This is a genomic window from Novosphingobium sp. (assembly GCF_041905565.1).
Taxonomy (GTDB): Bacteria; Pseudomonadota; Alphaproteobacteria; order Sphingomonadales; family Sphingomonadaceae; genus Novosphingobium.
The window spans coordinates 21,584-46,975 of record NZ_JAYRKX010000010.1 but is presented as its reverse complement, the minus strand read 5'-3'; the positions used below and the strand labels follow the sequence as shown (position 1 = coordinate 46,975).

The following is a 25,392-nucleotide window of genomic DNA, read 5'->3' as shown; positions in this document are numbered from 1 at the left end:
GAGAGGCAGGCGCATGGCGCAAGATACTTATCGCATTGGTGGCGGCGGCGGGTTCATGGTCGATTCGATCACCGCGGTGCCGCAGTTGCTGGCCGCCGGGGTCGATGCGATCATCATGGACTTCCTCGCGGAAGGGGCGATGGGCCTGTTCGGGCGGATGCGCGCGGCCGATCCGGCGATGGGCTATTCGGCGGATTTCATCACCCGCTATATCGGCCCCCACCTGGACGAGATCGCGCGGCGCGGGACGAAGATTGTCAGCAATGCCGGCGGGGTCAACCCGCTCGCTCTGGCAGCCCGCCTGCGCGAGGAGATCGCGAAGCGCGGCCTGAACCTGAAAGTCGCGGCGGTGGCCGGCGACTGCCTGATGGACCGGGTGGGCGAGTTCGCGGGCATGAAGGGCATCGAGGGCGATGACGTGCTGCCCGACAGCGGGGTGACCAGCATCAACGCCTACCTCGGCGGCTTCCCGATCGCGGCGGCGCTGGCCGGCGGGGCGGACATCGTGGTGACGGGCCGCGTGGTCGATTCTGCGCTGGCGCTGGGCCTGCTGATCAACCGGTTCGGCTGGAAGGAAGACCAGTGGGACCTGATTGCTGCGGGTACGCTGGTGGGCCACCTGATCGAATGCGGCGCCCAGGCGACCGGCGGGACCTATACCGACTGGGACCAGGTCGAAGGCTGGGACCGGATCGGCTTCCCGATTGCCGAATGCCGCGCCGATGGCACCTGCGTCATCACCAAGGGCGAAGGCACCGGCGGCCTGGTGACGGTGGGCACCGTGTCGGAACAGCTGCTTTATGAAACCAGCGATCCGCAGGCCTACATCGTGCCCGACGTGGTCTGCGATTTCACCCAGGTGACCATGACCCAGGAGGGCAAGGACCGCGTGCTGGTCCAGGGCATGAAGGGCCATCCGCGCACCCCCACGCTGAAGGTCTGCGCCACCTTCGACCAGGGCTGGCGGGTCACCTCCTACCAGCCGGTGATCGGCCCGCGCGCCATTGCCAAGGCGAAGAAGCAGGCCGAAGCGCACTTCGAACGCGGCGCCACCCTGCTGCGCGAGCGAAACATGCCGGGCTTCATTACCAAGGAAGCGATTCTGATCGGTTCGGGCGAAAGCGTTGGCGCCCGCGCGCCGGATCCTGACAGCGTGATGGAAATCCTCCTCAAGATCAGCGCCGATTTCGAAACGCAGCAAAGCGCGGGGCTGTTCGCCTATGAACTCCACGCGCAGATGTGCGGCATGGCGCCGGGCACCAGCATCGTGCCCTTCGCCGGGCTCAGCCCGGTGCTGCACATGGTCGCCTTCCTGATCCCGCGTGAAAGCGTGACAGCGCTGGTCGATCTGGATGGCACGCCGCAGGCTTGCCCGGATCGCGGCCCGGCGGGGGTGCCGCTGAGCATCACCAGCCGTCCCCCGGTGCCGGAACTGCCCGCGCCGGGCGGCGGCGTGGTGCCGCTCGAAAAGATCGCCTTCACCCGCAGCGGCGAAAAGGGCGAGACGGTCAACGTCGGGGTGATCGCGCGCGATCCGGCTTACCTTCCCGCAATCCGCGCCGCGCTGACCCCGCAGGCGCTGGCGGACTGGTTCGCCCACCTGTTCCGCGATCCGGCGCAGGCGCAGATCCAGATCTACGACCTGCCCGGGCTGAACGCGATCAACGTGGTGCTGGGCGGGGCGCTGCCGGGCGGGATCAACGCCAGCAGCCGGCTCGATTCCGCCGCCAAGAGCGTTGGCCAGCAATTGCTGCCGTTCCAGTTGCCCTGCGCGGCACTGGGGATGTGAACTTGGCCGTAACCACAGAACAGGCGTTGTAATGAATTACTAATCCTTTAAGGTTTTGGCGAAGAGGGTGACGAACGAGGGCTCTCGCCAGAATGACCCAGGACTGGATCTCGCAACTGCTGATTGCGCTTGCCGCGTGCGAGCGCGAGTTGCTGATCTTTGCGGCGTTCTGGTTCGTGGTCGGTCTGCTCGATGAACTGGCGATCGACCTGACCTGGCTGTGGCTGCGGCTGACCGGCCAGGCGCGAACCCAGCGCTTGCCGCAGGGCTATGGCGCCGATCCGCTGCATGGCCCGATCGCCGTGCTGATCCCGGCCTACCGCGAAGCCGGGGTGATCGGCACCACCATTGCCCACGCCCTGGCCGCCTGGCCGCAGCGCGAACTGCGGCTTTATGTCGGGTGCTACCGCAATGACAGCGTCACGCTGGCCGCCGCAATGGAAGGGGCGGGCAGCGATCCGCGCGTGCGGTTGGTGGTGCATGGCGTGGCCGGCCCCACGACCAAGGCCGATTGCCTCAACCGCCTTTACCGGGCGATGTGCGATGATGAAGTGCGCGGCGGCCAGCCCTTTCGCGGCGTGGTATTGCAGGACGCGGAAGACATGGTCCATCCGGCCGCCCTGCAGGCGATCGACGCGGCACTTGGCGCGGTCGATTTCGTGCAGCTGCCGGTCCACCCGCTGATCCAGGCCGATTCCCGCTGGATCGGCGGCCACTATGCCGATGAATTCGCCGAAAGCCACGCCAAGGCGTTGGTGGTCCGCAATGCGCTGGGCGCCCCGCTGCCGGCGGCCGGGGTCGGCTGCGGCTTTTCGCGCGGGGCAATGCAGCGTCTGGCCGAACGCCGCCTGGACGAAGGTGGCGAAGGGCCATTCGCGCCGGAATGCCTGACCGAGGATTACGAATTGGGGATCGAGCTGTCGCGGGAAGGGCGGGGCAGCGCCTTTTTGCGGCTGCGCGATGCCCAGGGCGGTCTGGTCGCAACGTCGAGCTATTTTCCCGCCACCCTGGCTTCGGCGGTGCGCCAGAAGACCCGCTGGGTCCACGGCATTGCCTTTCAGGGCTGGGACCGGCTTGGCTGGCAGTTCCGCCCGGTCGAATTGTGGATGGCCCTGCGTGACCGGCGCGGCCCGCTGACCGCGCTGGTGCTGGGTGCGGCCTATCTGCTGCTGGCAATCGATGCGGTCCTGATCCTGTGCCACTGGGCGCTGGGGATCGATGCGGTGCTGCCGCTGTCCGGGCCGATGCGCGTGATGCTGATTGCCAGTTCGGTCGGCTTTGTCTGGCGCGCCGCCAGCCGGGCGCTGTTCACCGGCCGCGAATATGGCGGGGCCGAGGCGCTGCGGTCGGTGCTGCGGATCCCGGTGGGCAATGTCATTGCGATCATGGCCGGGCGGCGCGCGCTGCTGGCCTATCTGCGCTCGCTGCTGGGCGGCCAGGTGGTCTGGGACAAGACCGAACACGCCGGCCATCCGGCCCGTGCCGTCCTGCAGGAGGTCCGGGCATGAAGCGGACCGGATCGCGCGGCCAGCCCGTCATCACTCTGGCGCTTCTGCTGGTCACCTGGGTTGGCGCGCGCACCTGGATGCTGGAATCGGCGGCAACCGCCAGGACTGCCGCGGATGCGCCCGGACTTGCCGGGGGGCCATCGCGGCTGCCGGCCGATGCGACTGCGGCCGAACTGATCGCGCAGGGCTTTGCCCCCGCGCCCGCCGCGCCTGCCCCATCGGCAATTGCCGCACCACGTGCCGTTTCCGCGCTGCCTGCCGGGGAAGCCGGGGCCGGGCGGCACGGCGATCTGCCCCAGCGGCCGCTTGCACCGGCGCCGATTGCCGAACCCACGCCGCAGATCGATCCGATCGCGCCGCCGGCCGATCCCCGTTTCGGCAATCCGCGCCTGGCCGGAGGACACCAGATGCTGTGGCTGGCGGCGCTGGCGCAGTTGCCGCTGCCGCCCGAAGCGCGGCTTGCCGCGCCCGCCGGGCCGGTCCCGGCAGTCCCGCCCAAGTCGCCCGAGGCAAAGTCCGCGCGTTTCTCCGCCGATGGCTGGCTGCTGCTGCGGCGCGGCGGCAGCGGCGCGGTGGCTGTGGGCGGCGCGCCGGCCAGTTACGGCGCCAGCCAGGCCGGGGCCGTGATCCGCTATCGCCTCGCCCCGTCCTCCGCGCTGCGCCCGGCGGCCTACCTGCGCGTCAGCGCTGCCGTGCGCGCGCCGCATGACGAGGAAGTGGCCGCCGGCCTGTCGCTGCGCCCGGTCAAGGGACTGCCGGTGGCGGCCATGGCGGAACTGCGGGTCACCCGGCTGGCCAGCGGCACCGCGCTGCGCCCGGCCGCGCTGCTGGTCAGCGAATTTGCGCCTTTGCCCCTGCCGGGCGGGTTCCGGGCCGAAAGCTATGCCGCCGCCGGCTATGTCGGCGGACGGTTCGCCACGCCGTTCGCCGAAGGCCAGGTGCGCGTCGAACGGCCGATTGCCCGGATCGGCCGGGCCGAACTGCGCGCCGGAGGCGGGGCCTGGGGCGGGGCGCAGCAGGGAGCAAGCCGGATCGATGCCGGACCCAGCGCCACGCTGGGTTTTCCGCTGGGGACCGGCGGCGCACGGCTGTCGGCGGACTGGCGTTTTCGCATCGCGGGCGGGGCCGCGCCGGAAAGTGGCCCGGCGCTGACCGTTTCCGCAGGTTTCTAGCCCCCGCGCCCTTTCCCCGCGCGCCGCGCTGGGCTAGGCCGGATGCTGCACATGGACGTCTATCTGCCCATCGCCAACCTGTCGGTGAACGGCCTGGTGATCGTCGCGCTTGGCGCGCTGACGGGCATCCTGTCGGGCATGTTCGGGGTCGGCGGCGGGTTCCTGACCACGCCGCTGATGATCTTCTATGGCATCCCGCCCACGGTCGCCGCCGCATCGGCCGCCAGCCAGGTTACCGGGGCCAGCGTGTCCGGCGTCTTCGCCCATTCGCGCCGCAGCGGGGTGGATTACCAGATGGGCGGGGTGATGGTGGCCGGGGGGATCATCGGCACCGGCATCGGGGCAGTGCTGTTCCGCCTGCTTCAGCAGCTTGGCCAGATCGATATCGTCATCAACGTGCTCTATGTCGTGCTGCTCGGCTCGATCGGGACAATCATGGCGCGGGAAAGCTGGCAGGCGCTGCAGGCGCAGAAGGCCGGCGTGCCGCTGCCCGCGCGCAAGCGGCGGCATCACCCGATGGTTGCCAGCCTGCCGCTGCGCTGGCGGTTCTATCGCTCGGGCCTGTACATCTCGCCGCTCGCGCCGCTGCTGCTGGGGGTGTTCACCGGCATCCTGACCATGCTGATGGGGATCGGCGGCGGCTTCGTGCTGGTCCCGGCGATGCTCTACATCCTGGGGATGAGCGCGAACGTGGTGGTCGGCACCTCGCTGTTCCAGATCCTGTTCGTCACCATGGCCACGACCATGATGCATGCGCTGACCACCAAGGCGGTCGACATCGTCCTGGCGGTGCTGCTGCTGATCGGTTCGGTGTCGGGCGCGCAGATCGGGGCGCAGCTGGCGCAGAAGCTGCCGGCGGAACGGCTGCGCTTCATCCTGGCGGCGATCGTGCTGGTGATCGCGCTGCGCATGGCGCTGGGCCTGGGTTGGCGCCCGGACGAAATCTATACGGTGGACCTGCTGTGAAGCGCCTGCTGCTGATTCTGGCGCTGCTGTTCCTGACCGGCGCGCGCGATCCGATCCTGGTGCCGGAAGTGTCGCAGCACGAAATCCAGGTGCGCCAGGGATTCAAGGGCGCGGAACTGCTGCTGTTCGGCGCGATCCTGACGCCCGAAGGGCAGCGCGCCGGCCAGGACTATGACATTGTCGTGGTGCTGAAGGGGCCGACCCAGTCGATCGTGCTGCGCGAAAAGCAGCGGATCGCCGGGATCTGGGTCAATGCCGTCAGCACCGAATTCCGTTCTGCCCCCAGCTTCTTCGCGGTGGCTTCGTCGCGCCCGATCGACAAGCTGGTCGATGACAAGACCGCTGCGATCTATGAGCTGGGCCTCGATTGGCTGCAGCTGTCGCCGGTCGGGACTTACGAGCCCAAGGAACAGGCCCGCTTTTCGGCCGGGCTGGTCGATCTGATGCGCCGGGGTGGGCTGTACCAGGACGATCCGCGCGGGGTGAAAGTATCCGAACAGGTGCTCTACCAGGCGCGCATTGCCCTGCCGTCCAGCGTCCAGACCGGCACTTACACTGCCGAAACCTTTGCCATCACCCAGGGCCGCGTGGTCGCCTCCGCGCTCAGCCGGGTCGAGGTGAAGAAGACCGGCTTCGAACGGGCAACGGCCCAGTTCGCCGATCACTATGGCTTCCTTTATGGCCTGCTGGCGGTGGTGATCTCGGTGGCGATGGGCTTCCTGGCGGGGCGGTTGTTCGCGCTGGTTTAGTAAGCGGATCCGCGCAAATTTAGCACGATGTTAACCGTCCCGGTCTTAACCCCCACGCTGCCAATCCTGAATTGGCGCAAGGGATTAGACGCGCAATGGACAACATGAGCCACAAGGGCTTCGGGGCTGGGCACGCGGCCCAAGCGGATGCGGCAGCGGCAGAGGCTGCCGCGCAGGACTTTGACAATGCCCGCGAACCGATTGGCATCGTGCTGGAAATCGCCGGTTCCGGTTCCGCCATCGCACTTGATCTGCAGCGCCTGCAGGAATGTTCGGGCGATCACGACCCCTCGGTCGCGCTGGCCGGGCAGGTCGGCAGCCAGGTCAAGATCCGGGTCGGCAAGGGCTGGCTGCTGGCCAGCGTGCGCACCCAGAAGCAGGACAGCAAGACCCCCGGCGGGATCATGGCCAACATCGACTTCCTGGGCGAAGGCGACGAGGAACGCCTGACCGGCCGCATCCACAGCTTCCGCCGCGGCGTGACGCGCTATCCGATTCCCGGCGCGCTGATCTATCCGGCCACGTCCAACGACCTGCGCCAGATCTACGCCAGCGACGGGCGCAGCTCGATCCAGGTCGGCACCGTGTTCCCCACGCGCGACATCCGCGCCGGGCTGTACATCGATTCGATGCTGGGCAAGCACTTCGCGCTGCTCGGCTCCACCGGCACCGGCAAATCGACCAGCGCCGCGTTGATCCTGCACCGGATCTGCGAACATGCCCCCGAAGGGCATATCGTGATGATCGACCCCCACGGCGAATACAGCGCCGCGTTCAAGCAGACCGGCATGATCTTCGACGTGTCGAACCTGCAGATGCCGTACTGGCTGATGAATTTCGAGGAGCACTGCGAAGTGTTCTTGACCACCACCGGCAACGACCGCCAGGAGGATTCGGACATCCTCTCGAAGTGCCTGCTCCAGGCACGGTCGAAGAACCGGCTGGCCGAAAGCATGGGCAAGATCACGGTCGACAGCCCGATCCCCTACCTGCTGTCGGACCTGACCAACCTGATCCAGACCGAAATGGGCAAGCTCGACAAGGCGACGAGCAGTGCGCCCTACATGCGGATCAAGACCAAGATCGACGAGTTGAAGGCCGATCCGCGCTTCCAGTTCATGTTCTCAGGGATGCTGGTCGGCGATACGATGGCCGAATTCATCACCAAGATCTTCCGCATGCCCAGCAAGGGCAAGCCGATCTCGATCATCGACGTTTCGGGTGTGCCCTCGGACATCACGTCCACCGTGGTCGCGGTGCTCAGCCGCATGGTGTTCGACTTCGCGATCTGGTCGCGCGATGAAAAGACCCGCCCCGTGCTGCTGGTCTGCGAAGAAGCGCACCGCTATGTGCCGAGCGAGAAGAACGCCGATGGTTCCTCGGTCGGCAAGATCCTCAGCCGGATCGCCAAGGAAGGGCGTAAGTACGGGGTCAGCCTGGGGCTGATCACGCAGCGCCCGTCGGACCTGGCCGAAGGCGTGCTGTCGCAGTGCGGCACGATCATCTCGATGCGCCTCAACAACGACCGCGACCAGGCCTTCGTGAAAGCGGCGATGCCCGAAGGGGCGCGCGGCTTCCTCGATTCGATTCCGGCGCTGCGCAACCGCGAATGCATCATCTGCGGCGAAGGCGTGTCGATCCCGATCCGCGTCGCGTTTGACGAGCTGGAGGAATTCAAACGCCCGGCCAGCGCCGACCCGTCGATCAGCCAGCTCTGGTCGAACTCGGGCGGCGAGGAGGAAATGGTCCTGCGCACCGTCCAGCGCTGGCGCGCGCAGGGCCGATAAGAGACCTTGCCGGGTGCGGAAAAGCCATCCGGCCAGGCCAAGCTGATCGCGGAGGCGGCCCGCTCCCCCGGCTTATCCCCCCGCGGCAACCCGTTGCAGCATGGGCCTGCGCCACGGTGCGTAAAGGTAGGCGGCCAGGGTCAGCAGCATCGACAGGAACGAGCTGACCAGCAGCGAATACCACAGCGCGTCGGCGCCCAGGTGCGGGTGCAGCAGGTAGTAGCAGCCATAGCGCACCAGATACATCGAGGTGAGCAGCACCGCGATCTGCGTCCAGACCACGCCGTAGGCGCGCAGCGTGCCGAACAGGACGATGGTGATGCCGAACGGCAGGTAGGTCCAGATCGCCAGGTCCTGAACATGCAGCGCGGCCGCGACCGAGGGGCTGTCCGCGCCCAGGAACAGCCGCAGCAGCGGCCCGTCGAACAGCAGCAGCACCACGGTCAGCGCGCCGGTCATCAGCAGGTTGGCGGCAGAGCCGGCGCGGCTGATCGCATCGACGCGGGCTTCGCGCGCCGCGCCGATATGCTGGGCAACCATCGCGCTGACCGCCGCGCCAATCGCCATGGCCGGCATGCCCATGTAGTTCCAGATCTGCAGCAGCGCGCCATAGGCCGCCGCCAGCACCAGCCCTTCGCGGTTGACCAGCCCGATCATGATCACGCCTGCGCCGCTGATGACCAGCATCTGCGTGCCCATCGGCAGGCCCTTACCCAGGATGAAGGCCAACTCGTCACGGCGGGGTTTGAGCCAGGCCAGCTCCGCCCCGCGCAGTCGCAGCGGCAGGTCGCGGGCATAGATGAAGGCCAGAAGGCCGATCAGGCCGATCGCCGTGGCGATCACCGTGGCCCAGGCAGATCCGGCAATGCCCAGCGGCGGGATCGGGCCAAACCCCAGGATCAGCAGCGGGTTCAGTGCCACGTCGATCACGCTGGTCAGGATCATGAAGCGCAGCGGCGTGCCCGCATCGCCCGCGCCGCGCAGGCCCATGGCGATCATCGTGGTGATCGTGGCCAGCGGGTTGGCGATGAACACCACCCGCAGATAGGCCAGCGCTTCGCCCCGGCTGGCGCCCGGCGTGGCCAGCCAGTCGAGCAATTGCGGGGCAAACACAATGCCGCCCACGGTCGTCACCATGGCAATGCCGGTGGTCAGGCCAATCGCCGTGCCCAGTGCGCGCCGCGCCGCAACCACGTCCTGCCGGCCCCAGGCCTGCCCGATCCGCACCGTCGCCGCCATGCCGAAGCCGAACACCAGCGCGAACAGCAGGAACATGATGATGTTGGCATTGGCCGTGGCGGCCAGCGCGGCATCGCCCAAGAGCTGCCCGATCCACACGGCGTTGATCGACCCGTTGAGGTTCTGCAGCACGTTGCCGATCATCTGCGGAACGGCAAACAGGATCAGCGTTTTCAGCAGCGGGCCCTGGGTCAGGTCGCCGCGCAGTGGGGGGGCTTTGGGCGCGCTCATGTCCCGCGGGTGTCGCCGTAAAGGTGGATGTGCAGCCGGTCGGTAAAGCGCAGGCCGTGCTCCAGCGCCAGCGGCGCGAGCCAGCGGGCGCGGGCGCGGATCACGTCGCTGCCGGTCCCTTCCGGCATCAGCATGATCCGCGCGCCGGGGATGGCGTAGCGCGTCTGGAGCGCGAGCACTTCGGCCAGGTCCTCCGGCTCGGCAATCACGAACTTGAACCAGGCTTGAGGTTTGGAGGCCCAGTCCGCCAGCCGTTCGGGAATCAGTGCTGAATCAACGGGATTGCCCGAATGCTTCAACTTCGGACTGACATTGTACTGGCTGACCAGCGGGTCCAGATCGGGATGCGGGGCAACCGTGCCGTTGGTTTCCACTTCCACGCTGATGCCATGCAGCAGGGCGATCATCCGGGCCAGCGCCGCGCCTTGCAGCAGCGGTTCCCCGCCGGTCACCACCAGCCGGTCCTGCCCCAGCGCCATGATTCGCGCGGCAACGTCGGCCTCGTCCAGCACCAGCTGGTTGGCCTTGCGTTCGAAGGCGCGGTCGTCGCGGTGGGGGCGGTTATCGCCCTCGAACCGCCAGGTATAGGCCGTGTCGCACCAGGTGCAGGCCAGGTTGCAGCGGCTCAGCCGCACGAAGGCGCAGGGGCGGCCGATGCTCGCCCCTTCGCCTTGCAGCGAGGCAAAGATCTCCGGCTCGCCGGGCGTGGTGGTGGCGAGGGTAAGGCTCACCCCAGCCGCGCCAGCGCCGCCGCCAGCCGTTCGGCTTCGGCCGCATGCATGGCATGGTCGGCACGGGCCTTTTCGACCGCTTCGGGCTTGGCCTTTTCGACGAAGGCGGGGTTGGACAAGCGGCCTTCGAGGCTCTTGGCTTCCTTGGTCGCCACTTCCAGCGCCTTGGTCAGCCGGGCCTGTTCGGCGGCAATGTCGATCACGCCTTCCAGCGGCACGACGATATTGGCATCGCCTGCGCCAACCTGCATCGCCGCGCCCGCCGGGGCCGGTTCGAAGCGGATGCCGTTAAGCCGCGCCAGCCGGTCGATCGCGCCGGGGTTGCGCTCGATGATCCCGCGGGTCTGCGCCGAAGGATCGGGCAGATAGGCGTCGAGCTTTGCGCCCGGCGCAATGCCCAGCTCGTTCTTGGCGGTGCGCAGGTTGCCGATCAGCGCGATCAGCCAGTCGACCTCAGCCTTGGCCGCCGCATCGACGCCGGTGCCCGGCTGCGGCCAGCGTGCGGTGATCAGCGGCGTGCCCGCCCGGTCACCCAGCGCGTTCCACAGTTCCTCGGTGACGAAGGGCATGAACGGATGCAGCATGACCAGAATCTGGTCGAGCACCCAGCCAGCCACGGCCTTGGTTTCCTCGTCGAACGAACCCTTGATCAGTTCGATGTACCAATCGCAGAACTGGTCCCAGACGAAGTGGTAGACCGCATTGGCCGCTGCGTCGAAGCGCAGGTCGGCGAACGCCTTGTCCAGTTCGGCCAGCGTTTCGACGACTTCGCCGATGATCCACTTGTTGACCGCAGCTGTCGCGGCCGGGGCTTCGAGCGAAGTGCTCGCGCCGATGCCGTTCGACTGGCAGAAGCGCGCCGCGTTCCACAGCTTGGTGGCGAAGTTGCGGTAACCTTCGACGCGCTTTTCATCCATCTTCACGTCGCGGCCCTGGCTTTCCATGGCGCACATGAAGAAGCGCAGCGCATCGGCCCCGTACTTGTCGATCAGGCCCAGGGGGTCGACCACGTTGCCCTTGCTCTTGGACATCTTCTGGCCATCGGCGGCGCGCACCAGGCCATGCAGGTAGAGCCGCTTCCACGGCACTTCCTTCATGAAATGAAGGCCTTGCATCGCCATCCTCGCATCCCAGAAGAACAGGATGTCGAAGCCGGAAATCAGCAGGTCGTTGGGATAGTGGCGCTGGACGAGCGTGGTGTCGTCCGGCCAGCCGAGCGTTGCGACAGGCCACAGCGCGGAGGAGAACCAGGTGTCGAGGACGTCGGGGTCGCGTTCCAGCGTGACGCCCGCACCGGCCTTGGCCTGCGCCTCTTCCTCGGTTTCGGCGACATAGCACTGGCCGTCGGAGCCATACCACGCCGGGATCCGGTGGCCCCACCACAGCTGGCGCGACACGCACCACGGCTGGATGTTTTCCATCCAGTTGAAGAAGGTCTTTTCCCAGGTCTTGGGGACAATTTCGATCGCACCCGAACGCACGGCTTCGAGCGGGGCCTTGGCCAGTGCCTCGGCGTTGACGTACCACTGGTCGGTCAGCCAGGGTTCGATCACCACCCCGCCGCGATCCCCGAACGGGGTCTGGATGGTGCGGGGTTCGGCGTCGTGTTCGGTCTCGTTGCCGTCCTTGTCCTTGGTGACATGGGGGATCAGCATCCCCGCCGCCTTCATGTCGGCCACGATCATCTCGCGCACCACGAAGCGGTCGAGACCCACATACTTGTCCGGCACCAGTCCATCGGCGGTCTGCACCACCTTGGCCTCGGCATCGAACATGTTGAGCATCTGGGCCGGCTTGATCCCGGCGCGCTTGCCCACTTCGAAGTCGTTGAAATCGTGGCCCGGCGTGATCTTCACCGCGCCGCTGCCCAGTTCCGGGTCGGCGTGTTCGTCGGCCACCACCTTGAACCGGCGGCCGGTCAGCGGCTGGAGAATCTCCTTGCCGATCACCGACTGGTAGCGCGGGTCGTCCGGGTGGACGGCGACGGCCATGTCGGCCAGCATGGTTTCGGGGCGGGTGGTGGCGACCTCGATGTAATCCAGCCCGTCGGCGCGCTTGACCCCGTCGGCCAGCGGATACTTGAAGTGCCAGAAGCCGCCCTTGACCTCGCGCGTTTCGACCTCAAGGTCCGAAATCGCGGTCTTGAGCTTGGGGTCCCAGTTGACCAGCCGCTTGTCGCGGTAGATCAGCCCCTGATTGTAAAGGTCGACGAACACCTTGACCACGGCGCGGGTGAAGTGCGGGTCCATGGTGAACTGCTCGCGGCTCCAGTCCATCGAACAGCCCAGGCGGCGCAGCTGGCGGGTGATCGTGCCGCCGCTTTCGGCCTTCCACTCCCAGACCTTCTCGACGAAGGCTTCGCGGGTGTAATTGGTGCGCTTGTCCTGCTGCTGTTCCAGCTGGCGCTCGACCACCATCTGCGTCGCGATCCCCGCGTGGTCGGTGCCGACCACCCACAGCGCATCCTTGCCGCGCAGTCGCTCGTACCGGATCACCACGTCCTGCAAGGTGTTGTCGAGCGCATGGCCGATGTGGAGGCTGCCCGTAACGTTCGGCGGCGGGTTGACGATGGTGAAGGGCTGCGCGTCCGGCCGTTCCGGACGGAACAGGCCGTTCGTTTCCCAATGTTCATACCACTTCGCCTCGATCGCGGCGGGGTCGAAAGTCTTGTCGAGTGCTTGTCCGGTCATAAGCAGCGGCCTTTGCCAGCGGCGCGGCGCCGGCGCAAGCATTGCGGGGCCATGGCGCGCCTTGCCCCGGACGCATTTTTCGCCCACACCACCAGCGATGCGCGAATGGGCCGACTACCGCGAGGACGAGGACGAGCAGGGCGCGGTGACCGTGGCCCTGACCGGCCCGCTGCTGGTATCCTCGATTGGCGAGCTTGACCGCGCGCTGCGCAAGGTTGACGGGCCGGTGACGCGGGTAGACCTGTCTGAAGTCACCGAAATCGACACGGTTGGGGCCTGGGTGGCCTGGCGGCTGGCGCGCGATCATGATGCCGTCATCGTCGGCAGCAGCGACAAGGCCGCCCGGCTGATCGCGGCCGTGCACCGCTCGAGCGGGCAGGGCGCGGTCACCCCGCCCGAATATCCGATGTTCGAACGGGTTGCCGCCACGGTCGGCGGCTATGTGCTGGGCCTGTTCGACGGGGTGCAGCGGTTCCTGGGCTTCCTGGGCGCGATGCTGGTGGCGCTGTGGCACCTGGCGCGCAATCCGGCCGAATTCCGCTGGAAAGCCTTCGTCCGCCAGCTCGAATTGGTCGGGGTCAACGCGCTGGGGATCATCGGCTTGATGAGTTTCCTGGTCGGCATCGTCATCGCCCAGCAGGGCGCGATACAGCTGGAGCAGTTCGGCGCGGAAATCTACACGATCAACCTCACCGGGCGGCTCAGCTTTCGCGAGCTTGGCGTGCTGATGACCGCGATCATGGTCGCGGGCCGGTCGGGCAGCGCCTTTGCCGCGCAAATCGGGACGATGAAGCTGACCGAGGAAGTGGACGCGATGCGCACCATCGGCGTTTCCCCGGTCGAGGCGCTGATCATCCCCCGGGTGCTGGCCTGCACGCTGATGATGGTGCTGCTGGGCTTCTATGCCGCGCTGCTGTCGATCCTGGGCGGGGCGTTCATTTCCACGATGACGCTGGAAATCCCGTTCTGGACCTTCCTGACCCGCATCCAGGAAGTGGTGCCGCTGCACGACCTGTGGGTTGGCCTGATCAAGGCCCCGGTGTTCGGCGCAATCGTCGCGCTGGCGGGTTGCTACCAGGGGATGCAGGTCGAGGGCAATTCGGAGGAAGTGGGCCTGCGCACCACCATTGCGGTGGTCCAGGCGATCTTTGTCGTGATCGTGCTCGACGCGTTCTTCGCGGTGTTCTTCAGCGAGGTGGGCTGGGGATGAGCACCCATCAACCCGGCCAGGTCGAGCATTATACCGGCGACTACCCGATCGTCGTCGAAGGGGTGCGCAACCAGTTCGGCGAACACGTGATCCATGACAACCTGTCGCTGAAGGTGCGGCGAGGCGAAATCCTGGGCGTGGTCGGCGGCTCGGGCACCGGCAAGTCGGTGCTGATGCGCTCGATCATCGGGCTGCAGGTGCCAAGCGCGGGCGAGATCACCGTGCTGGGCCAGTCGATCACCGATGCGCGCGGCGACGAGGAATTCGACATTCGCAGCCGCTGGGGCGTGCTGTTTCAGGGCGGGGCGCTGTTTTCGACGCTGACCGTGGCGGAAAACGTCGAAGTGCCGCTGCGCGAATTCTATCCCGAGATCAGCGACGCGCTGCGCCATGAGATCGCGCTGTACAAGGTCATGCTGTCGGGCCTTCCGGCCGAAGCGGCGGCGAAGTTCCCGTCCGAGCTGTCAGGCGGGATGCGCAAGCGCGCGGGGCTGGCGCGGGCGCTGGCGCTCGACCCGGAACTGCTGTTCCTCGACGAGCCGACCGCCGGGCTCGACCCGATCGGCGCGGCCGCGTTCGACCGGCTGACCCGCGAGCTGACCGATACCCTGGGGCTGACCGTGTTCCTGATTACTCACGATCTCGACACTCTGCACGAGATCTGCGACCGGGTGGCGGTGATCGCCGACCGGCAGGTGATTGCGGTTGGGACAATCCCCGAATTGCTGGCGCTGGACCATCCGTGGATCCAGGAATACTTCAACGGTCCGCGCGGCCGGGCAGCCGAGGCGGCGCAGGCGCGCACCAAGGCGATGGACAAGCCGCAAGGCGGAAAGGCATAAGGCTTCGCGATGGAGACGAGGGCCAATAACGTCTGGGTGGGTGCTGTGACCCTGGCCTTGCTGGCCCTGGTCGTGGCGTTCATCGTCTGGATCGCCCGGCTGGGGCAGGGCGACCGGCACGAATACGACATCTTCTTCAAGCAGGCGGTCGATGGCCTGTCCAAGGGATCGGCGGTCAATTTCTCGGGCGTGCCGGTGGGGCAGGTCAAGACGATCGAGCTGTGGAAGAAGGACCCCAGCTTCGTGCGGGTGCGGATTGCGGTGGAACCTGACGTGCCGATCCTGGTCGGCACCACGGCGACGATCCAAGGCAGCTTTACCGGTGTGTCCAACCTGCAACTGGAAGGCGCGATGAAGGGCGCCCCGCCAATCGAATGTCCCAAGGACAATCCCCGCGCCGGCTGCCCCGAAGGCGTGCCTGTGATCCCGACCAAGCGCGGGGGCCTGGGCGAACTGCTCAACAGCGCGCCGGTGCTGATGGAACGGCTGGCAACGCTGACCGAGCGGATGACCATGGTCTTTTCCGACAAGAACCAGCAGTCGATCGAGAACATCCTGGCCAATACCGACCGGATGACCGGGCAGCTGGCCAATGCCTCGCCCGAAGTACAGCGGACCATGGTGGAGCTGCAGAAGACCCTGGCCGATGCGCAAGTGGCGGTGCAGGCGTTCCAGCAGGCCGCGGTCAACACCGATGCGACGCTCAACACCGAAGGCAAGCAGATGCTGGTGCAGTTCCGCCAGTCGCTGAAATCGGTCGAGCGTTCGTCGGACGAATTCAACAAGATGATTGCCGATGCCCGTCCGGCCACGCGCCAGCTCAATGAAACCACGCTGCCCCAGGCCGAAGCCGCGATCCGCGACTTGCGGGCAACCACCCGGGCGCTGCGCGACATCACCGAAAAGGTCCAGGACCAGGGTGCCGGATCGCTGATCGGCGGCAGCCAGAAGCTGCCGGATTACAAGCCATGACCGGGCAGAAGGAAACCGCCATGATGCGCCACACCATGCCCGCCCGCGGCGCCTTCGTTGCCATGCTGGCGCTGGCCCTGTCGGGCTGCTTCGGCCTTGGCGGGGGCAAACCGCCGCCGGTGCTGTTCAACCTGTCCGCGGCCGCGGCCGTGCCGGCCGGGGCCGTCAGCATGGGCAAGCCCGGCAGCGACGCGGTGATGGTGATGGAGCCGGAAACCGACCGCCGCCTGGCGGTGCAGCGCGTGCCGGTGCAGCTCAGCGCCAGCGGCGTCGCCTATCTCCAGAACGCGCTGTGGGTGGAACGCCCGGCGCGGCTGTTCCGCAGCTTGCTGGCCGAAACCCTGCGCGCGCAGGGCGGGCGGCTGGTGCTGGAAGACGATCAGGCCGTGCCGCTGGTCGCGCAGCGCCTGTCTGGCCGCCTGCTCGACATGGGCTACGATGCTCAGCGCCAGGCCGTGGTCGTGCGGTTCGATGCCTTGCGCAGCGATGCCAGCGGGGTGCTGGCCAGCAAGCGTTTCGAAGCCGTGGTGCCCGGGGTTTCGGCCAAGCCGGAGTCGGTTGGGCCAGCGCTGAACAAGGCGGCGAATGAGGTCGCCGCGCAAGTCGCCGACTGGCTGAAGGCCGGTTAACCCCGCGCCAGCGCGGCAAACCGCATCGCGCTGGCAAAGGCGCCGAGGCGGCGCGCCCGGCGGTCCTCGGCTTCGGCGTCCTTGCCCCACTGTTCGGCCTGCCAGTCGCCTTCCAGTTCGGCGGCGGCCCACAGCGCCTCGGCTTCCGCATCTGGTGCCAGCGCCGCCAAGCCGATCACCAGCGAGGCCGCGAGCGAGGTCAGCGTGTTGAGCGCGGCCAGGCCAAAGGGGCCTTCCGCTTGCAGGACGGTTTCCAGGCGCTTGATCGTGGCAGCGGGCTGGGGGCGGTGGATGATCCCGCCGATCCGTTCGAAATGCACGTCCCAGCGCGCCTCGGCGGCGGTCAGCAGCGGTTCCCACACCGCCTCCTGCCGCTCAAGCAAGGGTTCCCCGGCTTCGGCGCGGTAGCACAGCGTGTCGGTTTCGGCGTAGCCCAGCAGCGTGGCGATCACGTCGCCGCGCTCGGCGGCAACCACGTCGATCGCATAGTCGGCCATGTCGCGCAGCATGAAGCGCGCGGGATCGATCGTTTCACCCTGTTCGGCCCATTCCTGCGCCATCGCTTCGGCCAGGGCCTGGGTCGGCACCAGCTGCGCCGCGCCGCGCGCGGTGCGAATGCCGCGCCTGTCCAAGGTTACGCGCCAGCCGCCAGCCTCAGATGTGACGGCAACTTCCTTGTAGAACCGCTTCATTGATCAGTGCTTTTCCAGCGTTTTGCCAGCATCCATGGGAGAAAGAAGAATTCGGCCACCCCGGCCAGCGCCAGGACCAGGCCGATCCATTCCGGCCAGCCCAGTTTGCCCGCAGCGATAGTCACCCCGAACAGCACCAGCGCCAGCGCGCCCAGGCGGATCAGGTTGAGGAACAGGAACCGGGTGCGCGCCAGATCGTCGTTCATGCCAGTAGCTCCAGCAGGTGCGCCGGGCTGGTGGCCACGGCCAGGGCCCCGGCATCGCGCAGTTCGGCAGTGGTGTGATAACCCCAGTCGACTCCCAGTCCGCGCACCCCGGCGTTGACCGCCATGGCCATGTCGTACTGGGTATCGCCGATCATCACCGCCTGTTCGGGCAAGGCCAGAGCATCGGCTAGCGCCGCGTCGAGCATTGACGGATGCGGCTTTGACGGGTGGCGGTCGGCGGTCTGCAGGGTCAGGAAATGACGCGACAGGCCGTGGCTCGCCAGGCAGTGCTCCAGCCCCCGGTCGCTCTTGCCGGTGGCGACGCCCAGCGTCCAGCCATCGGCCAGCAGCGCATCGAGCAATTCGCGGATGCCGTCATAAAGTGGCTCGACCAGTTGTCCGGCCTCGCGCGCGGCGCGGAAGATGACGCGGTATTGCCGGTCGATCTCGGCGCGCAGGTCCTCGTCGGCCTGCGGGGCGAGCAGGCGGATCGCCTGCGGCAGGCTCAGCCCGACGATCCGGCGCACCTGGTGCCGGTCGGGCGCGGGCAGGCCGGTTTCGACAAAGGCCTGCTCCATCGCGTGGCACACCCCGGCCTGGCCATCGACCAGGGTGCCGTCGCAATCGAACACCGCCAGCCGGACGGTCATGGCGCCAGGCTCCGCATGATCGACGCAATCGCCGGGCTGCCTTCGCTTTCCAGCCCATCGGCCAGCCGGGCGCGTTCATCGGCCGGCTTGTTCTGGCTGAGCTTGAGCGTTTCGCGCCAGACCTGCACTTCCAGTTCGAAGCCGACGATCCCCGCGAGCATGGCGCGCAGCTTGTCCGGCGGCAGCTTGTCGAGCGTCCAGGGCTCGCCTTCCTCGATCCGGTCCTCGTGGCGGGTCGAAAGGTCCTCCAGCAAGGCGGTCAGCGCTTCGCTGCCCAGCCGCCGCACCCGTCCTTCAAGTTCCAGCGTGACGTAGTTCCAGGTCGGCACCTCCTGCGGATCGGCATACCAGCGCGGGCTGACATAACCGTCAGGGCCGTTGATCACGGCCAGGACGGTCATCCCGTCCAGATACTTGGCCATGGCGTTGCCGCGCGACAGGTGGAATTGCACCGCGCCGTCGCCGGTGGAGATCAACGGCGTGTGCGCCACCCGCGGGCCATCCGGCGTCTGGGCGAAGATCATGCCGAAGCTGATCTCGTCCAGCATGGTTTCCAGCAGCTCGCGCCGCTCAGCCTCGGTGCCGGAAAAGCGGAAGGACTGGCTGGGATGCATCAGCGCGGTTTCGGCTTGCCGGGTGGACGCTTGGCAGGCGGGCGTTTGGCTGCGGGCACGGGCGAGCCTTTGCCCTTGGTCGGGCCGCGCTTCTTGGCGGGCGGCTTGCCCGGGCCCTTGGGCGCGTCCGACTTGCCCCGGCTGCGGCGTTCGCCCCGGTTTTCCTTGCGCAGCTGCTTCGAATGGGCCTTGGCCGCCTGTTTCGCGGCGGTGCGAGGATCCAGCTTGGGCGGATCGGGCAATTCCGCGCCCAGTTCCTCGTCAAAACCGAGCTGCGCCATGCTGGCGGCGAAATGTTCGGGCAGTTCCGCCACCACGTCGAGCGGGGAGCCGTCCGGATGGTCGATGATCAGGCGGCGCGCGTGCAGGTGCATCTTGCGGCTGATGCTGCCCGACAGGAAGGCATCGGGGCCGCCATACTTGCCATCGCCGACGATCGGATGGCCGATCGCCGCCATGTGCACGCGCAGCTGGTGGGTGCGCCCGGTCAGCGGTTGCAGTTCAACCCAGGCGCAGCGGTTGCCAGCCCGGTCGAGCACGCGGTAGCGGGTGCGGGCGGTTTGCCCATGCTCGCTCTGGTCGACCATCATCTTTTCGCCGCCGCTGCCGGGCTGCTTGCCCAGCGGCAGGTCGATCAGCCCGTCCTCGATCGAGGGGACGCCGACGATCAGCGCCCAATAGATCTTGCGCGCCGAACGCCCGGAGAAGTGCCGGGAAAAGTATGCCGCGCTGCCCGGGGTGCGCGCGATCAGCAGCACGCCGGATGTATCCTTGTCGAGCCGGTGGACCAGGCGCGGGCGGGGGCCATCGGGCGCGAAGGCATCAAGCAGCCCGTCGACATGTTCGTAAGTGCCGCTGCCGCCCTGGGTCGCCAGGCCCGGCGGCTTGTTCAGCACGATTGCGGCGGGATCCTGGGTGATCACCATGCTTTCGGCCAAGGCAATCTGCGCTTCGGTCAGCGGCTTGCGCGCGCGGGCCTTGCGCTCGGGGGCATCGCCGCCGGGGGGCACGCGCACGACCTGGCCCTTGGCCAGCCGGTCGGCCACGTCGGCGCGCTTGCCATCGACCCGGATCTGCCCGGTGCGCGCCCAGCGGCTGACCGTGGCAAAGCCGACTTGCGGCAGATGGCGCTTGAACCAGCGGTCAAGCCGCACGCCGTCATCATCGGCGCCCACGGTGAACTGGCGGACGTTCTCGCTCATGCCGCCACCCGCATCATTGTCAGGCCGGCGAACAGCCCGGCCACCCCGCCCACCAGCGAAACCAGCGCATAGCCTGCCGCCATGCCCAGCGCGCCGCGCTGCGCCATGCCGGCCAGTTCTAGGCTGAAGGCGGAAAAGGTGGTGAAGCCGCCCAGCACGCCGACGCCCAGCAGTAGCCGCCAGCCTTCGCCGTAGGTGCCGAACCGCGCCAGCCAGCCGGCCAGCAGCCCCATGGCGAAGCTGCCGATCAGGTTCACGCTCAGCGTTGCCCAGGGGAATGCGCTGGCCGCGACCGGGCCGATCGCCTGGGTCCAGACCCGGCCGGTCAGAAAGCGCAGCCAGGCTCCGATCCCGCCGCCAAGGGCGACGTAGAGGGAACTGGCCAGAAAGGGTGGGGGATTGCTCATCGTCCGGGCCTTAGCCGCTTGTTGCGCCGCGCGCCACTCCCTTGCCCGGCGCGGCGGCGCAAACCAGCGCGGCGACCATGGTGCCCGCCACCAGCTGCCACGGGAAGGCGATGCCCCTGAGGGCGGCGGGCAGGCCGGCCAGGTCGATGACATAAGGCTGGAACGCCAGCACGGTCAGGAACCCGGCGACAAAGGCGGCAATCGCGCTGGCCGAACTGCCGCGCGCAGTGAACAGCGCCACGCCGTAGACCCCGATCAGCCCGGAATAGGCAAAGGCCATCACCCCCAGCACGAATTCCAGCAGCGAGGCATCGGAATAGTGCTGCCAGTAGAAGGACAGGATCGCCATGCCGAACAGCGCCAGTCCCAGCAGCACCGAGGCGATGCGCCCGGCGCGGACGTAGTGTGCCTCGCCGTGACCGCCGCGCGCCTCGCTCCACGGACGGTAGAGGTCGTTGACCAGGACCGAGGCCATGCTGATCAGCCCGGAATTGATCGCGGCCGCCGCGATCACTCCCACCGTCACCAGCCCGCGCAGGCCGGGGGGCAGTTCGGTCAGGATGAAGTGCATGAACACGGTGACCTTTTCGCCCTGGAAAGTTCCCGCCGGGCCGTGCCCGCCCGCGTAATAGAGATGGAGCAGCGCGCCGATCAGCAGGAACAGCGCGATCACCGGCAGGCTGACCCAGTTGGCGAGGTAAAGCGCGGCATTGCCTTGTTTCGCATCGCGGCAGGAGATCAGGCGCTGGGTGATGTCCTGATCCAGCCCCGAGGAGCCGACGTTGAGCAGGGTCACCCCGGTCAGCACCGCGAAAATGCCGAATGGGGCGGACAGGTTGGGTGTCCAGTCGATCACGGTCAGCTTGTCGCCGCCGGGGGCATGGCGCAGCGCCTCGACCGACTGCGCGAAGTCGAGCGGAATCAGCTGCCAAAGGTAGACCGCCACCACCAGCGCCGCCCCGACATAAAGCACGACCTGCACCAGATCGCTCCAGATGATCGATTGCAGCCCGCCCATGAAGGTGAACACCAGCCCGAACAGCAGCAGCACGAAAGCCGCCATGGCAATGTGCGGGGCGGAGACATCGAGGAACAGGATCATCGAGACCGCGATCGCTGCAAGGTACAGCCGTGCCCCGCTCGCCAGGATGCGCCCCACCAGGTACATCAGCGCCGCCGCCCGCCGCGCGCGCGCATCGAACCGGGTTTCGAGCAGCTCGTAAACGGTCGTCACCCCCAGTGCGTAGAAGCGCGGGATCAGCACCTGCGCGACGATCCATGCGGCCAGCAGCGCGCCGATCACCCCAGACAGGTAGGTGAAGTTGCCGCGATAGCTCGAATCCGGCGCGCCCAGGAACGTCGCCGCCGATTGTACCGTGGACAGCACCGAAACCGCCACCAGCCAGGTCGGGGCGTGGTGCCCGGCCAGGAAATAATCGTCACGGCTGGCGAGGCCGCGCTTGGTCGATAGCCAGCCAGCCAGCGCCAGCAAGGCAACATAAAGGCCCAGCACGGCCCAGTCGGCCGCGGTAAAACTGGTATGCATCGGCTGGCTCAGCCCCCTTCCGGCGCGGCACTGACCACAGATCGCTGCGGGTGGCAATTGGCGCTGGCAGACAAGAAGGGCGGCGGCACGGGCGGGTGCGGTGCGGGGGGACGAGCCAGTGCCGCCGCCAGCCGGGGGTCAGGTGTCGGGCATGGCCGGCTGCGGGCGCAGCGCCAGCAGGGCTTCCAGCTGGGCGCGCAGGCGTTCGTTTTCCTGGCGCAGCCGGGCCAGTTCTGTTTGGTGTCCGGGGGCGGGGCGCTCCGGTCCGGACAGGGAATCCAGCAGCCGGGACAAGGCGCGGGCGCGGCCTTGGAGCCACCAGGCGATTTGCGCGGCCATTCCGGCCGGACGCCTGGAAGCAAGAGCGCAGCGCTGCGGTAGGGCAATGACCGGCGGCGTGGCGATGGGGCGCCCGGATGGCCGGGGTCCGTGGCGGTCTGACACGGCGCGGCGGTTGCGGCTGTTATGCATCGGCAATCTCTCCCAAGGGATTGCGGCTTGTCGCAGGATACTCCACTAGGGCGCCCCGAAAGAAGCTTTGTCGCTTCCGATCCGGTGCTGGTTTCATGCAGCATTGGCGGGGCCTGCGGGGCAAAAGTGCCCCCGCCTCCGGAACTTCCCGGCTTGCCATGGTCCCGACTCTCTGCTAGCCGCCCGCCGGTTCGCGCCGATCCGTGTGGATTCGGTCCGTCTTTCTGTTGCTGATCTAAAGGGTGCTCCCCCGCACAGGCATAACGCGGGGTTCTGGCCTTTTTGTATGTGAGGTGTGTCGGTTTATGCAAATTCTCGTCCGCGACAACAATGTCGAACAGGCTCTGCGTGCGCTCAAGAAGAAGCTGCAGCGCGAGGGCGTGTACCGCGAGATGAAGCTGCGCCGTCACTTCGAAAAGCCGTCGGAAAAGCGCGCCCGTGAAAAGGCTGCTGCCGTGCGCCGCGCCCGCAAGATGGAGCGCAAGCGGATGGAACGCGACGGCGTCAAGTAAGGCAGGCCGATTAAGGCGGAAACCGTGTTTTCGCCTTACCGGAATGCTTGAACGCCAAAGCGTGATAAGCCATGAGGGCGCGGACGAATCCGCGCCCTTTTCGCATCCGGCGCGTCAAGGAAGGCCAGCATGACCGAAATTACCCGCGTTCCCCTGCAGCCCATCGCCAAGGGCGCCCTTGCAAAGCTGTGGATCGGCATCGCCGCCGCCGCGCTCGCCGCCGGCGGTCTCGCCTATGCGACCAAGCCCGCCAATGTCGCGGTCGAAGTGGTCAAGGCCGGTGCCGGCGCTTCGCCGACCGTGGCCGACGTGGTGCTGATCAAGTACAAGGGCACGCTGGCCAACGGCAAGGTGTTCGATCAGCAGGAACAGGCCGCATTCCCGGTCGAAGGCGTGATCCCCGGTTTCACCAAGGCGCTCGAACAGATGCAGCGCGGCGGCAAGTACAAGGTCTTCATCCCGGCCTCGCTGGGCTATGGCGACAAGGCCGCCGGCGACATTCCGCCCAATTCCGACCTGACCTTCGAAATCGAACTGATCGATTTCAAGAGCCGTGCCGAGATCGAGGCGCAGCAGCGCATGATGCAGCAGCTTCAACAGATGCAGCAGCAGGGCGGCAAGGGTGGTCAGGGCGCCGCGCCCGGCGAACCGCCGCTGCCCGAAGGCGTCCTGCCCGCCGGCCCGCCGCGCTGAGGCACCGCCCCGGCGCCAGATGTTGAAGCCCGCGCTGGCCGGTGCTAGCGCGGGGCTGAACCCGTAACGCAAAGGAACGCCATGTCGGTCGATACCGCAACCGTGGCCAAGATCGCTTCGCTGGCCCGCATCAAGGTGAGCGAGGCTGAGCTTGATGCGATGGTCCCCGAACTCAACGGCATTCTCGCCTGGGTGGAACAGCTCGGCGAAGTGGACGTGAGCGGGATCGAACCGATGACCGCGGTGATCGAGAACAAACTGCGCCTGCGCGATGACGTGATTGACGCCGATCCGCTGACGGGCGGCGGACGCCGCGATGCGGTGCTGGCCAATGCCCCCGCAGCCGAACACGGCTTCTTCGGCGTGCCCAAGGTGATCGAATAATGACTGACCTGACTGACCTGGGGATTGCCGCGATCCGCGATGGCGTGGCCAATGGCGATTTCACCGCCGTTGAAGTGGCCGAAGCGTTCAACGCCAATGTTGCCGCCGCGCAGGATGCGCTCAACGCGTTCATCGTCACCACGCCCGAAGCCGCGCTTGAAGCGGCCCGCGCTACCGACGCGCGCCGCGCCGCCGGGCAGCCGCTGGGCAAGATGGGCGGCGTGCCGATCGGGATGAAGGACCTGTTCGCCACCAAGGGCGTGCAGACCACCGCGGCCAGCCACATCCTAGAAGGGTTCAGGCCCGAATACGAAAGCACCGTCAGCCAGAAGCTGTGGGATGCCGGCGCCGGCATGCTGGGCAAGCTCAACCTTGACCAGTTCGCGATGGGTTCGTCGAACGAGACGAGTTATTTCGGCAACGTGATTTCGCCCTGGCGGCGCAATGACGGCGGCAATGCGCCGATGGCCCCGGGTGGCAGCTCGGGCGGCAGCTCGGCGGCCGTGGCCGCGCGGCTCTGCCCGGCGGCGACGGGGACCGATACTGGCGGCTCGATCCGCCAGCCCGCCGCCTTTACCGGCATTTCCGGGATCAAGCCGACCTACGGGCGGTGCAGCCGCTGGGGCATCGTTGCTTTCGCCAGCTCGCTCGATCAGGCCGGGCCGATGGCCCGCGACGTGCGCGACTGCGCGATCATGCTGGAGGCAATGGCCGGGTTCGACCTCAAGGATTCGACCAGCCTCGACCTGCCGGTGCCCGAATGGGAAGCGGGTCTCAGCGCTGATCTCAAGGGCAAGAAGGTGGGCATCCCGCGCGAATACCGGGTCGACGGCCTGGATGCCGATGTCGCGGCCAGCTGGGACCGCGGGATCGAATGGTTGAAGGACGCGGGCGCGGAAGTGGTCGATGTGTCGCTGCCGCACACCAAGTATGCGCTGCCGACCTATTACATCATCGCCCCGGCGGAAGCCTCGTCGAACCTCGCTCGCTATGATGGGGTGCGCTACGGCCTGCGCGATCTGCCCGAAGGGGCTGGCCTGCAGGACATGTACGCCGCCACCCGCGCCGCCGGTTTCGGGGCCGAGGTCAAGCGCCGCATCCTGATCGGCACTTATGTGCTGAGCGCCGGGTTCTACGACGCCTATTACACCCAGGCGCAGAAGGTCCGCACGCTGATCAGCCACGATTTCAAGAATGCCTTCACCCAGTGCGACGTGATCCTGGCGCCGACCGCGCCGACCGCCGCGTTCGGTCTGGGCGAAATGGTCTCCGATCCGTTGGCGATGTACCTGAACGACGTGTTCGCCGTGCCGGCGAGCCTGGCCGGGCTGCCGGCCATGTCGGTGCCCGCTGGCCTGAACCGCGAAGGGTTGCCGCTCGGGCTGCAGATCGTCGGCAAGCCGTTTGATGAACAGGGTGTGCTCAACGCTGGCCTCGCGATCGAGCAGCGCGCCGGCTTCGCTGCCCGGCCTCAGCGGTGGTGGTAAAAAATATGCAATA

Annotated in this window: 25 protein-coding genes; 14 read left to right on the top strand and 11 right to left on the bottom strand. The window is 67.4% G+C overall.

Annotation, left to right across the window (positions count from 1 at the left end; genetic code table 11):
- Nucleotides 1-13 precede the first annotated feature (13 nt).
- The 6 genes from ACE3N9_RS09680 to ACE3N9_RS09655 all read left to right on the top strand — a co-directional run bounded on the left by ACE3N9_RS09680 (nt 14) and on the right by ACE3N9_RS09655 (nt 7,971).
- Nucleotides 14-1,789, top strand: a complete 1,776-nt coding sequence (locus ACE3N9_RS09680) for an acyclic terpene utilization AtuA family protein (protein WP_374283280.1) — start codon at nt 14-16, stop codon at nt 1,787-1,789.
- Nucleotides 1,790-1,881: 92 nt separating this feature from the next.
- Nucleotides 1,882-3,297: a glycosyl transferase family protein gene (locus ACE3N9_RS09675; RefSeq protein ID WP_374283278.1), complete on the top strand. Its 1,416-nt coding sequence runs from the start codon at nt 1,882-1,884 to the stop codon at nt 3,295-3,297.
- Nucleotides 3,294-4,469 carry a hypothetical protein gene (locus ACE3N9_RS09670; protein ID WP_374283276.1) on the top strand — a complete coding sequence of 392 codons (1,176 nt, stop codon included), beginning with the start codon at nt 3,294-3,296 and terminating at the stop codon, nt 4,467-4,469. The genes ACE3N9_RS09675 and ACE3N9_RS09670 overlap by 4 nt, the downstream gene beginning before the upstream one ends.
- Nucleotides 4,470-4,520: 51 nt before the next feature.
- On the top strand, nt 4,521-5,435 hold the full coding sequence (locus ACE3N9_RS09665; RefSeq protein WP_374283274.1) for a sulfite exporter TauE/SafE family protein: 915 nt from the start codon (nt 4,521-4,523) through the stop codon (nt 5,433-5,435).
- Nucleotides 5,432-6,184 carry a TIGR02186 family protein gene (locus ACE3N9_RS09660; protein WP_374283272.1) on the top strand — a complete coding sequence of 251 codons (753 nt, stop codon included), beginning with the start codon at nt 5,432-5,434 and terminating at the stop codon, nt 6,182-6,184. Before ACE3N9_RS09665 ends, ACE3N9_RS09660 begins: the two co-directional genes overlap by 4 nt.
- A gap of 95 nt (nt 6,185-6,279) precedes the next feature.
- Nucleotides 6,280-7,971: an ATP-binding protein gene (locus tag ACE3N9_RS09655; RefSeq protein ID WP_374283270.1), complete on the top strand. Its 1,692-nt coding sequence runs from the start codon at nt 6,280-6,282 to the stop codon at nt 7,969-7,971.
- Between the two features lie 72 nt (nt 7,972-8,043).
- Here the strand turns inward: ACE3N9_RS09655 and ACE3N9_RS09650 are convergent, their stop codons facing one another.
- From ACE3N9_RS09650 to ACE3N9_RS09640, 3 genes are read right to left on the bottom strand one after another with little or no spacing between them, the layout of a single operon-like run.
- A complete protein-coding gene (locus ACE3N9_RS09650; RefSeq protein ID WP_374283267.1) occupies nt 8,044-9,441 on the bottom strand; it encodes an MATE family efflux transporter in 1,398 nt (465 codons plus the stop codon).
- Entirely contained in the window at nt 9,438-10,172 is a 735-nt protein-coding gene (locus ACE3N9_RS09645; RefSeq protein ID WP_374283265.1) for a 7-carboxy-7-deazaguanine synthase QueE, read from the bottom strand. Before ACE3N9_RS09645 ends, ACE3N9_RS09650 begins: the two co-directional genes overlap by 4 nt.
- On the bottom strand, nt 10,169-12,862 hold the full coding sequence (locus tag ACE3N9_RS09640; RefSeq protein ID WP_374283262.1) for a valine--tRNA ligase: 2,694 nt from the start codon (nt 12,860-12,862) through the stop codon (nt 10,169-10,171). The genes ACE3N9_RS09645 and ACE3N9_RS09640 overlap by 4 nt, the downstream gene beginning before the upstream one ends.
- A gap of 97 nt (nt 12,863-12,959) precedes the next feature.
- Between ACE3N9_RS09640 and ACE3N9_RS09635 the strand changes: the two genes are divergently transcribed.
- The 4 genes from ACE3N9_RS09635 to ACE3N9_RS09620 are packed head-to-tail and all read left to right on the top strand — an operon-like array spanning nt 12,960 to nt 16,515.
- Nucleotides 12,960-14,072 (top strand): ABC transporter permease, encoded by a 1,113-nt coding sequence (locus ACE3N9_RS09635; protein WP_374283260.1) that lies wholly within the window; start codon nt 12,960-12,962, stop codon nt 14,070-14,072.
- Nucleotides 14,069-14,914: an ABC transporter ATP-binding protein gene (locus ACE3N9_RS09630; protein ID WP_374283258.1), complete on the top strand. Its 846-nt coding sequence runs from the start codon at nt 14,069-14,071 to the stop codon at nt 14,912-14,914. The genes ACE3N9_RS09635 and ACE3N9_RS09630 overlap by 4 nt, the downstream gene beginning before the upstream one ends.
- Nucleotides 14,915-14,923: 9 nt before the next feature.
- On the top strand, nt 14,924-15,886 hold the full coding sequence (locus ACE3N9_RS09625) for an MlaD family protein (protein ID WP_374283257.1): 963 nt from the start codon (nt 14,924-14,926) through the stop codon (nt 15,884-15,886).
- Nucleotides 15,883-16,515: an ABC-type transport auxiliary lipoprotein family protein gene (locus ACE3N9_RS09620; protein ID WP_374283255.1), complete on the top strand. Its 633-nt coding sequence runs from the start codon at nt 15,883-15,885 to the stop codon at nt 16,513-16,515. The genes ACE3N9_RS09625 and ACE3N9_RS09620 overlap by 4 nt, the downstream gene beginning before the upstream one ends.
- Here the strand turns inward: ACE3N9_RS09620 and ACE3N9_RS09615 are convergent.
- The 8 genes from ACE3N9_RS09615 to ACE3N9_RS09580 form a co-directional block, all read right to left on the bottom strand.
- Nucleotides 16,512-17,207, bottom strand: a complete 696-nt coding sequence (locus ACE3N9_RS09615) for an ATP12 family chaperone protein (RefSeq protein WP_374283253.1) — start codon at nt 17,205-17,207, stop codon at nt 16,512-16,514. The genes ACE3N9_RS09620 and ACE3N9_RS09615 overlap by 4 nt on opposite strands.
- Nucleotides 17,204-17,413 carry a hypothetical protein gene (locus ACE3N9_RS09610; protein WP_374283251.1) on the bottom strand — a complete coding sequence of 70 codons (210 nt, stop codon included), beginning with the start codon at nt 17,411-17,413 and terminating at the stop codon, nt 17,204-17,206. Before ACE3N9_RS09610 ends, ACE3N9_RS09615 begins: the two co-directional genes overlap by 4 nt.
- A complete protein-coding gene (locus ACE3N9_RS09605) occupies nt 17,410-18,063 on the bottom strand; it encodes an HAD-IA family hydrolase (RefSeq protein ID WP_374283249.1) in 654 nt (217 codons plus the stop codon). Before ACE3N9_RS09605 ends, ACE3N9_RS09610 begins: the two co-directional genes overlap by 4 nt.
- Complete coding sequence (locus ACE3N9_RS09600) at nt 18,060-18,677, bottom strand: FMN-binding negative transcriptional regulator (protein ID WP_374283247.1); 618 nt, start codon at nt 18,675-18,677, stop codon at nt 18,060-18,062. The genes ACE3N9_RS09605 and ACE3N9_RS09600 overlap by 4 nt, the downstream gene beginning before the upstream one ends.
- The gene (locus tag ACE3N9_RS09595) at nt 18,677-19,879 is read right to left on the bottom strand and encodes an RluA family pseudouridine synthase (protein ID WP_374283245.1); all 1,203 of its coding nucleotides are present in this window, start codon (nt 19,877-19,879) and stop codon (nt 18,677-18,679) included. Before ACE3N9_RS09595 ends, ACE3N9_RS09600 begins: the two co-directional genes overlap by 1 nt.
- Complete coding sequence (gene crcB, locus ACE3N9_RS09590; protein ID WP_374283242.1) at nt 19,876-20,286, bottom strand: fluoride efflux transporter CrcB; 411 nt, start codon at nt 20,284-20,286, stop codon at nt 19,876-19,878. The genes ACE3N9_RS09595 and crcB overlap by 4 nt, the downstream gene beginning before the upstream one ends.
- Before the next feature lie 10 nt (nt 20,287-20,296).
- Nucleotides 20,297-21,832 carry a sodium:solute symporter gene (locus tag ACE3N9_RS09585; protein ID WP_374283240.1) on the bottom strand — a complete coding sequence of 512 codons (1,536 nt, stop codon included), beginning with the start codon at nt 21,830-21,832 and terminating at the stop codon, nt 20,297-20,299.
- Nucleotides 21,833-21,970: 138 nt separating this feature from the next.
- Entirely contained in the window at nt 21,971-22,171 is a 201-nt protein-coding gene (locus ACE3N9_RS09580) for a hypothetical protein (protein WP_374283238.1), read from the bottom strand.
- A gap of 437 nt (nt 22,172-22,608) precedes the next feature.
- Here ACE3N9_RS09580 and rpsU point away from each other — a divergent pair, with 437 nt between their 5' ends.
- The 4 genes from rpsU (at nt 22,609) to gatA (ending at nt 25,379) form a co-directional block, all read left to right on the top strand.
- A complete protein-coding gene (rpsU, locus tag ACE3N9_RS09575) occupies nt 22,609-22,815 on the top strand; it encodes a 30S ribosomal protein S21 (RefSeq protein WP_147088947.1) in 207 nt (68 codons plus the stop codon).
- Between the two features lie 129 nt (nt 22,816-22,944).
- Complete coding sequence (locus ACE3N9_RS09570) at nt 22,945-23,508, top strand: FKBP-type peptidyl-prolyl cis-trans isomerase (RefSeq protein WP_374283236.1); 564 nt, start codon at nt 22,945-22,947, stop codon at nt 23,506-23,508.
- A gap of 81 nt (nt 23,509-23,589) precedes the next feature.
- Nucleotides 23,590-23,892, top strand: a complete 303-nt coding sequence (gatC, locus tag ACE3N9_RS09565; RefSeq protein WP_374283234.1) for an Asp-tRNA(Asn)/Glu-tRNA(Gln) amidotransferase subunit GatC — start codon at nt 23,590-23,592, stop codon at nt 23,890-23,892.
- Nucleotides 23,892-25,379 carry an Asp-tRNA(Asn)/Glu-tRNA(Gln) amidotransferase subunit GatA gene (gene gatA, locus ACE3N9_RS09560; protein ID WP_374283232.1) on the top strand — a complete coding sequence of 496 codons (1,488 nt, stop codon included), beginning with the start codon at nt 23,892-23,894 and terminating at the stop codon, nt 25,377-25,379. Before gatC ends, gatA begins: the two co-directional genes overlap by 1 nt.
- The last annotated feature ends 13 nt before the right edge of the window (nt 25,380-25,392 follow it).